General features: G+C 70.1%; 7 protein-coding genes. 3 read left to right on the top strand and 4 right to left on the bottom strand.

All coding sequences use genetic code 11. The features are described from left to right. Positions 1-8: 8 nt before the first annotated feature. Complete coding sequence (locus ABD296_RS35085; RefSeq protein ID WP_344277447.1) at positions 9-1,427, bottom strand: amino acid adenylation domain-containing protein; 1,419 nt, start codon at positions 1,425-1,427, stop codon at positions 9-11. 147 nt (positions 1,428-1,574) lie between these two features. Between ABD296_RS35085 and ABD296_RS35080 the strand changes: the two genes are divergently transcribed. Both ABD296_RS35080 and ABD296_RS35075 read left to right on the top strand, forming a co-directional pair. After that, entirely contained in the window at positions 1,575-2,711 is a 1,137-nt protein-coding gene (locus ABD296_RS35080) for a cupin-like domain-containing protein (protein WP_344277444.1), read from the top strand. Between the two features lie 111 nt (positions 2,712-2,822). Then, on the top strand, positions 2,823-3,125 hold the full coding sequence (locus tag ABD296_RS35075; protein ID WP_344277441.1) for a hypothetical protein: 303 nt from the start codon (positions 2,823-2,825) through the stop codon (positions 3,123-3,125). Between the two features lie 37 nt (positions 3,126-3,162). On the opposite strand, the gene ABD296_RS35070 is transcribed toward ABD296_RS35075, so the two are convergent. Next, the gene (locus tag ABD296_RS35070; RefSeq protein WP_344277438.1) at positions 3,163-3,855 is read right to left on the bottom strand and encodes a hypothetical protein; all 693 of its coding nucleotides are present in this window, start codon (positions 3,853-3,855) and stop codon (positions 3,163-3,165) included. 308 nt (positions 3,856-4,163) lie between these two features. On the opposite strand from ABD296_RS35070, the gene ABD296_RS35065 reads away from it, so the two are divergent. Further along, positions 4,164-4,832: a cutinase family protein gene (locus ABD296_RS35065; RefSeq protein ID WP_344277435.1), complete on the top strand. Its 669-nt coding sequence runs from the start codon at positions 4,164-4,166 to the stop codon at positions 4,830-4,832. 74 nt (positions 4,833-4,906) lie between these two features. Here ABD296_RS35065 and ABD296_RS35060 read toward each other — a convergent pair whose 3' ends face one another. Both ABD296_RS35060 and ABD296_RS35055 read right to left on the bottom strand, forming a co-directional pair. Continuing rightward, a complete protein-coding gene (locus ABD296_RS35060) occupies positions 4,907-6,190 on the bottom strand; it encodes a PucR family transcriptional regulator (protein WP_344277432.1) in 1,284 nt (427 codons plus the stop codon). Between the two features lie 40 nt (positions 6,191-6,230). Beyond that, on the bottom strand, positions 6,231-7,271 hold the full coding sequence (locus ABD296_RS35055; RefSeq protein WP_344277429.1) for an alpha/beta hydrolase: 1,041 nt from the start codon (positions 7,269-7,271) through the stop codon (positions 6,231-6,233). Positions 7,272-7,523 lie beyond the last annotated feature (252 nt).

Raw genomic sequence — 7,523 nt, 5'->3', positions numbered from 1 at the left:
GACCGCGGTCACTCCCGGGCGACGACCGCGCAGTCGCTCACCTCGGGGTGGGCGCGCAGAGCGGCCTCGACCTCTCCCGGCTCGATCCGTACACCCGAGACCTTCACCTGCCGGTCGACGCGCCCCAGATACTGCAGCGGGCCGCCGGGACCGAGCATGCGCACCGCGTCACCGGTGCGGTAGACGCGCCCGTCCGCGGCGCCGAACGGATCGCGGAAGAACGCCTCGCGCGTGCGGTCGTGCTCGTCGAGATAGCCGCGCCCCACGCCGGCTCCGCCGACGAAGAGCTCGCCGGCCTCGCCCGGCCCGCAGGCCCGCCACCGATCGCCCTCCGGCGCGAGGACGTACAGGTCGGTGTTGGCGACCGGCGTGCCGACCGGCAGATGCCGCAGCACCAGATCGCCGGCCGTGACGACGTGATGGGTCACGTCGTCGGAGCACTCGGTCGGCCCGTAGGCGTTCATCAGCCCGACCCCGGGGAGCCGGGCCAGGCACCGGCGGGCGAGCCGGGGCGGCAGCTCCTCGCCGGTGGCCATCAGCCAGCGCAGCGCCGGCGGCGCCTCGGCCGTCACGTCCAGCAGCAGGCGGAGCATCGCCGGGACCAGCTCCAGGACGGTCACGCCCTCTCGCCGCACCACCGCGGCGAGCGCCTCCGGATCGGCCACCGTCTCGTCGCCGACGACCACCACCTGGCCGCCCGCCAGCAGCGGCGCGAGCAACTGCCAGATCGAGATGTCGAACCCGAGCGGCGCGGTCTGCGCGACGACGTCGTCCGGGCCGAGCCCGAGGTCGCGGACCTTGCTGAACAGGTGGTTGAGCATGCCGCGGTGCTCGACCACCGCGCCCTTCGGCGCACCCGTCGACCCGGAGGTGAACAGGACGTAGCGCGGCGCGCGCGGATCGCCGAGCCGCGCCTCGCCCTCCCACGCGTTCGCGGCGTCCCCGGCCCTCAGCAACGGACGTCCCGCCGCCGCGGCGCCGGCGACCACCTCCGGCGAACCGTCCGGATCGTCATCGACCGTCAACACCACGGCCGCGTCCGTCCTGATCAGCGTGGACTCGACGCGGCGCGCCGGCCACGAGGCGTCGCACGGCAGGTAGACGGCACCGAGCAGCTCGATCGCGAGGAACGCCGGGACGAGCATCCCCCCGCGCCGTCCGCCGACCATCACCACCGAGCCGGGGCCGACCCCGGCCTCCGCCAGCAGCCCCGCGATCCGCCGGGCCTCTTCTCCCAGCCGGTCGTAGGTCAGGACCCGTTCCCCGTCCCGTACTGCGACGCGGTCGCCCCGGATCCAGCTCATCAGGGGCCGGTCGAGCGGAAGGTCCTCCGCCCGGTGCGAACGGAGCCGCCACGCCCGCCCGGCATCGGTGACATTCAATTCCGGAAGTCGTTCGACATCGAGGAGACGGCTCTCAATGGTCACGGCAGAATATTATCCAACTCCTTTTTATGCGTACAGACCCAATATTTTCGGTGGCGCTTGGCTGGAGCCCTGCTGGTGGCGGCTTGTGCCGGCTCGGGGAGGGATTTTAGATTGCCTGAGGGGCTTTCCCGAGGATGGGCTGACGCAATGCGGAGACCGACCAGGCTTGGCCATGTCGAAGTCACGTCCACATTTCCCGGCACGCCGATAGAGCGTGCCCCCGTCACGACCACCACGCCGGTGATAATTCGCGGCTCCGGCGCCCTGGGCAGGGTCGCCGGCTGGACCCCCGAATACATCTCGGAGCGGTTCGCCGACCGCGAGGTCTCGATCAGCGTGGCCGACCCGGACGGCACGTTCAGATACGACCCGGACTCCGAGACGGGCCTCCGCTTCGAGACGATGCGCGGTGCCACGCTCGCGGCCGAGTTCCGGCGCGTCCCCGTCACCCGGAAGCTCTGCCTCCAGCAGCTCCCGATCGACGCCCGGGTGCCCGAACTGGCCGGCGAGATGTCGGTGCCGCCCGTCGTCCCGGCGGCCGAGCTGAACGAGATCAACCTCTGGATGGCGTCCCCGGACTCCAGGACGCCGCTCCACTACGACGACATGCACAACCTCTTCGCGCAGATCGAGGGCCGGAAGAGGTTCGTCCTGTTCAACCCCGGCCAGTTCGAGGACCTCTACCCCGGGCCGCTCAACACCCGGTCCGAGAGTTTCAGCAGAGTCGATCTGAAAAAGCCCGACTTCCAGCGGTTCCCGAAGCTGGCCGACGTGGAGTACTGGGAGGCGGTCGTCCGGCCCGGCGACCTGCTCTTCATGCCGGCCTACTGGTGGCACCACGTCTCGTCCCAGGACGTCTCCGTCTCGGTCAACTACTGGTGGCGGCCCGACGTCCGCGACGCCCTCTGCCCCGCGTTCCTCCGGCAGCTCTACTTGAACCTCAACCTGGAGGACGTCAACGCACTCTTCGAGGCGTTCGACTTCAGTGCACTGGGCACCGGCTCCGCCGCACTTCTCGCGCTGGCCGAGATGGCCCTGGCCCACGGGGAACCGGGAGCCGCCGCCCGCATCTGCGGCGGCATCACGGTGGCGTCCCTGCGCGAAGGCCTCGGCCTCCCCGAGGCCGACGTGCCCTCCCTCGTGGCGGCCCTGGGGCCCGAGCACGATCCCGCCCGCCGCTGCATCACCGCCGCGCTGCGGGCGCGCCCGGGCCGTCCTTCCTCCGAGGCGGCCGACCTGATCGCCCAACTCCGCGTCTCCAACCCGACCTTGACGACCGGCTGATCCGAGACGACCTGCACCGACGGACCTCTTCTGCGGACCTGCTTCTACTTCATGTAAAAGTTCGCGTAGTTTGGCTGGACCGGGATGTTCTAGCGGAGCTGAGCGAGAACGTTGGCAGGCAAGAGGCACAGACGCCCGCGGGAGGCGTTCACCGGAGAGTTGCCGGTGCTGGCGGCCGGTGACCGGGTCTGGTGCCGTGACGCCCTCGGACGCGGCTGGGTGAAGCGGGTCGCGCTCGGCGGCCTGCGCTACGACGACGACTCGGCCTACCTGCTGTGCTGGCTGTCGGTGCCGACGGCGTCGATCGACGACTACCGCGAGCACGGGCCGGACGCGCCGTCGGTCAACTGGCCGGCGAGCGACGTCCAGCTCGCGGACCGCCCCGTCCCCGGTGCGCTGTGGCTGACCCGCTAGTACTGCACAGCCGGATCTGAACGGCCTGGAGGCTCAACTATGGGGTACCGGCCGGGTCGCCGTTCCCGGCCGGCGGCGGGCCCGCCAGCCGCCCGAGCTCCCTCAGCAGGCGCTGAAGGCGATCAACGGTCTCCTGCGGGAGCTGCGACCAGTCGAGGTCGGTCCACACGGCGATGCCGCCGGCCGGGCCGAACGTGAACTCCTCGTGCCGGATCGAGGCGTCGGACGAGCCCAGCGAGGCGACCGGCTGGGCCTGGATCAGCGCGCCGTTCTGCGGAACCGGCCGGAAATGCGGGCTGCAGGCCAGCTCCACGTCGCCGCACAGGGCCAGGAAGAACGCCACGGCCTTGCGCAAGGTGGCGCCCGTGATCCCATGCCGGGTGAAGCTGGCGTACAGCGCCATCGAGGAAGCGTGCTCGTCGGCGAGCTCGAGCTGCTCCCGGTAGAACGACCGGGCCCACTGGCGCATCACGTCGCGGCGCACGTCGGGCTTGCCCGTCACCGTCCCGAGCCGCGGCCGGACCGTTCCGGTCGCGAGGTCGACCAGCCCCAGCAGCCCGAGGATCTTCAGCAGCTGCGCCTGGGTGGTCACCGCGTAGCCGTGCAGGTAGCTGCGGTCGATCCGGGGCGGCACCGGCGCGCTGCGGATCTCGTGGTCGAGGAACCAGACCAGGGTCCGGTAGGACAGGTAGGGAGGGCGCCAGGCGGGCGATGGGACTGAGGCATCCATCAGTCGGCCCTCGTTCCGTGCGATCGACCTCTTCCGGGACGGCGCGACCAGCAGCGCTGATGCCGACCCGGCTGATCGGCTCGGCTTCCCGCCACCCGGCCGCGGCCATTCTCGTTCACCCCGCCTCGTGATCATCATACGCGGTCTCGCCGTGCTCGACGTCGTCCACTAGTCATCTGGATGAGTGGTGAAGGGCCAGCTCTTTAGAGGGAGGCGCATTTTCGGCCTCCCCGCCAAGGCTGATCATCTGCAGCACATCTCGCGGCGATCGCCACAGCCGCGAGGAACCGCTTCAGAAAGGGCCCCTCATGCGCCTTTCCCGCCCCACCGTCCGGTCGCGTCTGGTCGCCAAGCTCACGGTCCTGGCCTGCGTCGCGTCCGGAGCCGCCGCGACCGCGGCCGTGACCGCCGCTCCCGCCTCCGCGGCGTGCACCGACATCGACGTGGTCGTCGCCCGTGGCACCGGCGAGCCCGGAACCCTGGGCTGGATCGTCGGCGACCCCGTCTACGCCGCGCTCAAGAACAAGATCGCCTTCAAGTCGTTCATGGGGTATCCGGTCAACTACCCTGCCGACCTCAGCATCGGGTCGGCCTCCAAGGGCAACACCGACCTCGTCAACCACATCAAGAGCCAGGCGGCGTCCTGCCCCAACCAGAAGTTCGTCCTCGTCGGCTACTCCCAGGGCGCCAACGTGGTCGACAACTCCATCGGGGTCAGCAGCGACGGCGCTCTGGTCGGCGGCCCCATCACCGCCACCATCCCCGCCTCCGCCGAGCCCCGCGTCGCCGCCGTCCTGCTCTTCGGCAACCCGATCCGGGCCATCGGGCGGAAGGTGACCGGGGCGTACGCCGGCCGCACTCTCGACACCTGCGCCACCGGTGACCCGATCTGCGGGAACGGCATCGACATCACCGCACACCTGAGCTACGGCAATGACGCCGCCCAGGCCGCCGCGTTCGCGGCCGGGAAGCTCTGACCGTTCCGACTCCGCCCGCCGCCGACGAGCCGCCGTGCGAACCGCGGTCGAAACGGCGGTGGGCGGCCGGTCCGCTAATGGCCGTCCGTTCCGCGTTCGGGGATCGCGCCCGGGGCCTGGAAGATCTTGACCGCCTCCAGAGCCAGGACGAGTTCCGTGGCCTCGCGCGGATGGTCGAGCCTCCGGCCGGTCAACCGCTGAATCCGGCGGAGCCGGCCGAGCACGGTGTTGCGGTGGCAGAAGAGCCGCTGGGCCGCGCGCGCCGTCGACCCATGGCAGTCCAGCCATGCCGCCGCGGTCCGCATGAGCGACTCGCGTTCGCCGCGATCGAGATCGAGGAGCGGCCCCACCACGGTGTCGCGCAGATGGCGGGCGAGTTCGGGCTGGGCGGCCACGAGTGCGGCCGGCAGATGCTCGTCCAGGCGCACGAGCCGGTTCGCGCGGAGGGGCCGGGTGCCGGGTTCGGGACCGGTCCCGACGGGCTCGCCGCCCTCCGCGCCGCAGTCCTCCGCGGCGGCGACCGAGCGGGCGAGGTCGGCCAGCCAACGTGCCCTTCCCAGGTCCGCGAGGCGGTCGACCGGCAGGCCGATCCCGGCGGGCTTACGGATCAACGGGCGCAGGTCAGCGGCGAGTCGGTCCATACCGATGGCGTCGAGGAGGGCGACACCGAGGAGAGTGCCGGGACGGGACCGCCAGATCAGTCGCGTTCCCGCCACTTCATCGGGCGGAGCCGGTTCCGTACGGGCGCTCGCGGCGACGACCACGTAGCGTCCGTGCTCGGGAAGGCCCAGCAGCCCGCCGACCGAACGGACGCGGTCGGTGTGGTCCTCGTGCCCGTCCAGAAGGTCGTCGAGCGCCTCCAGGGCGGTTTCCACCTCGGCTTTCCGCATGTCGCGCCAGGTCTGGTGGTAGGACTCGGTGATCGAGTCCGAGAGCTGTTCGATCATGGTCAGGGTTCGGCGGGCTCCGGTCACGAGCACCGCCAGGTCGTCCGGATACCGCTCGGTGACCACGTCCGCCAGGTGCTCCCACAGGAGGCCGCCGGCCAGCCGGTAGGTGCGCAGGACCGTCTCCAGCGGCAGGCCGGATTCGGCGGAGCGGCGTCCGATGCGCTGCGCGAAGGAGATGTCCGGACGTTTCAGGCCGCGTGTGGCGATGGCCTCGAGCACCGATCGCAGGCCGGAACGCGCGGACTTCCGGAACGCCGGGCTGCCGAAGGTCCGCCGCCCGTCTGGGCCCTCTGCTTCCTGAAGCCGGAGGACGAGCTGGTCGGACATTTCGGGAAGCCGGTCGTGCAGTGCTCGAACCGCGCTCTGGACGATGATGTGCTGTCGTTCGTCCTGGAATGGTCCGGGCATCGTCACATCTGTCTCCCCGGAGCGAGCATCGCGGGCCGGCTCACTGCTGCGGGACACCGAGCCTTGCCATCATCAGGGGCCAGAACCGGCGCATCTCGAGCTCCCACATCTCCCAGTTGTGCCATCCATCGCCATATACGTGTGCGGTGACCGGGATGTTCAATTCGCGCAGGCGCTGAAGGAAGTCGACCGACGTCATCCCGCAGAAGACCTCCTGCACCTGAACCGAGTGCTCCTGTCCCGGTTCCGGATGGTCGGCAGGACCGGGAAGGCCGGTGGTGCCGCTGGAGACGTACAGGCCGGTTCCTCTCAGGTTCTCGGCGAGCACGTAGGGGTCATGCGCCCTCCAATTGTTCTCGTCCACCCCGGGGACGCCCAGAACCCGGAACGGGTCGCCGCTGTCGGTGAGGAAGCCCTGGACGAAAAGCGTCACTAATGGGATTCCCGGCCTGGTCAGGTGCAGGGTTCCGCTCGACGACGCGACGTACCGGAACATGCCGGGATGGCGCGCCGCGTAGATCATCGCGCCGTAGGCGCCCGAGGAAATGCCCATGGCGGCGCGGTCCTGACCGGCTCGGTAGTTGCGCTCCATGAGTTGGAGCACTTCCGCGGTATGGAACGTCTCCCACTTCGGCGGGCCCCCTTTGCCGTAGTTCCACCAATCCGTGAAGGCGCCGTCGTCGGACTCGGGCATCACCACCATGACGTCGTAGCGGGCGGACACCTCCTCGATGTCGGTGCTCCGGGTCCATGAGACGTAGGTGTCCCGACCGCCGTGGTAGGCGTAGACGACGGGCCACCGCCGGGTGGCGTCGCGCGACCATCCTTTCGGAACGAGCACGCGCACCTTGCTCTTCTCTGCCAAGGCCGGCGACGACACCGTGAGGTCGAAGGTCCGTCCGTCCAGTTGGTCCGTGGCGATGATCCTTGCCCCGTCATCGGCCGGGACCAGGGCCGAAGGCGTCGCCCCGGCTTCGGATGCGGGCGGCGGCGCGGCCGTGTCCCCGGGGCCGGTCATGGCCGAGAGCATCACTGTGGCCGCCGCGGCCGGGAAGACCATGGACCGCACGCCCAGCATCATCGACCTCCATGCTCGCGCTTTTCGTGTGGTGAAACATTAGGTCGCCGGTACGGTTCCGCCTTGCACACCAGTGACAAGATCGGACGTTTTTGTTGTCATTTTGATCAGTAGCGGCAGAAATGTGGGAGGCAACGAGCAGGTCGGCACGCCTCTTCGCGCATCACGCCGGTGAGACCGGCGACGATGCCCGCGCCCACGACGGCGGTGCGCTCGCACAGAGATCGGTCACCCGCCTTGACCAGATCGCCGCGC

This window comes from Actinomadura napierensis (assembly GCF_039529375.1).
Lineage (GTDB): Bacteria > Actinomycetota > Actinomycetes > Streptosporangiales > Streptosporangiaceae > Spirillospora > Spirillospora napierensis.
Note: the sequence above shows the minus strand (reverse complement) of the source record. Positions and strands in the feature narration are given on the sequence as shown.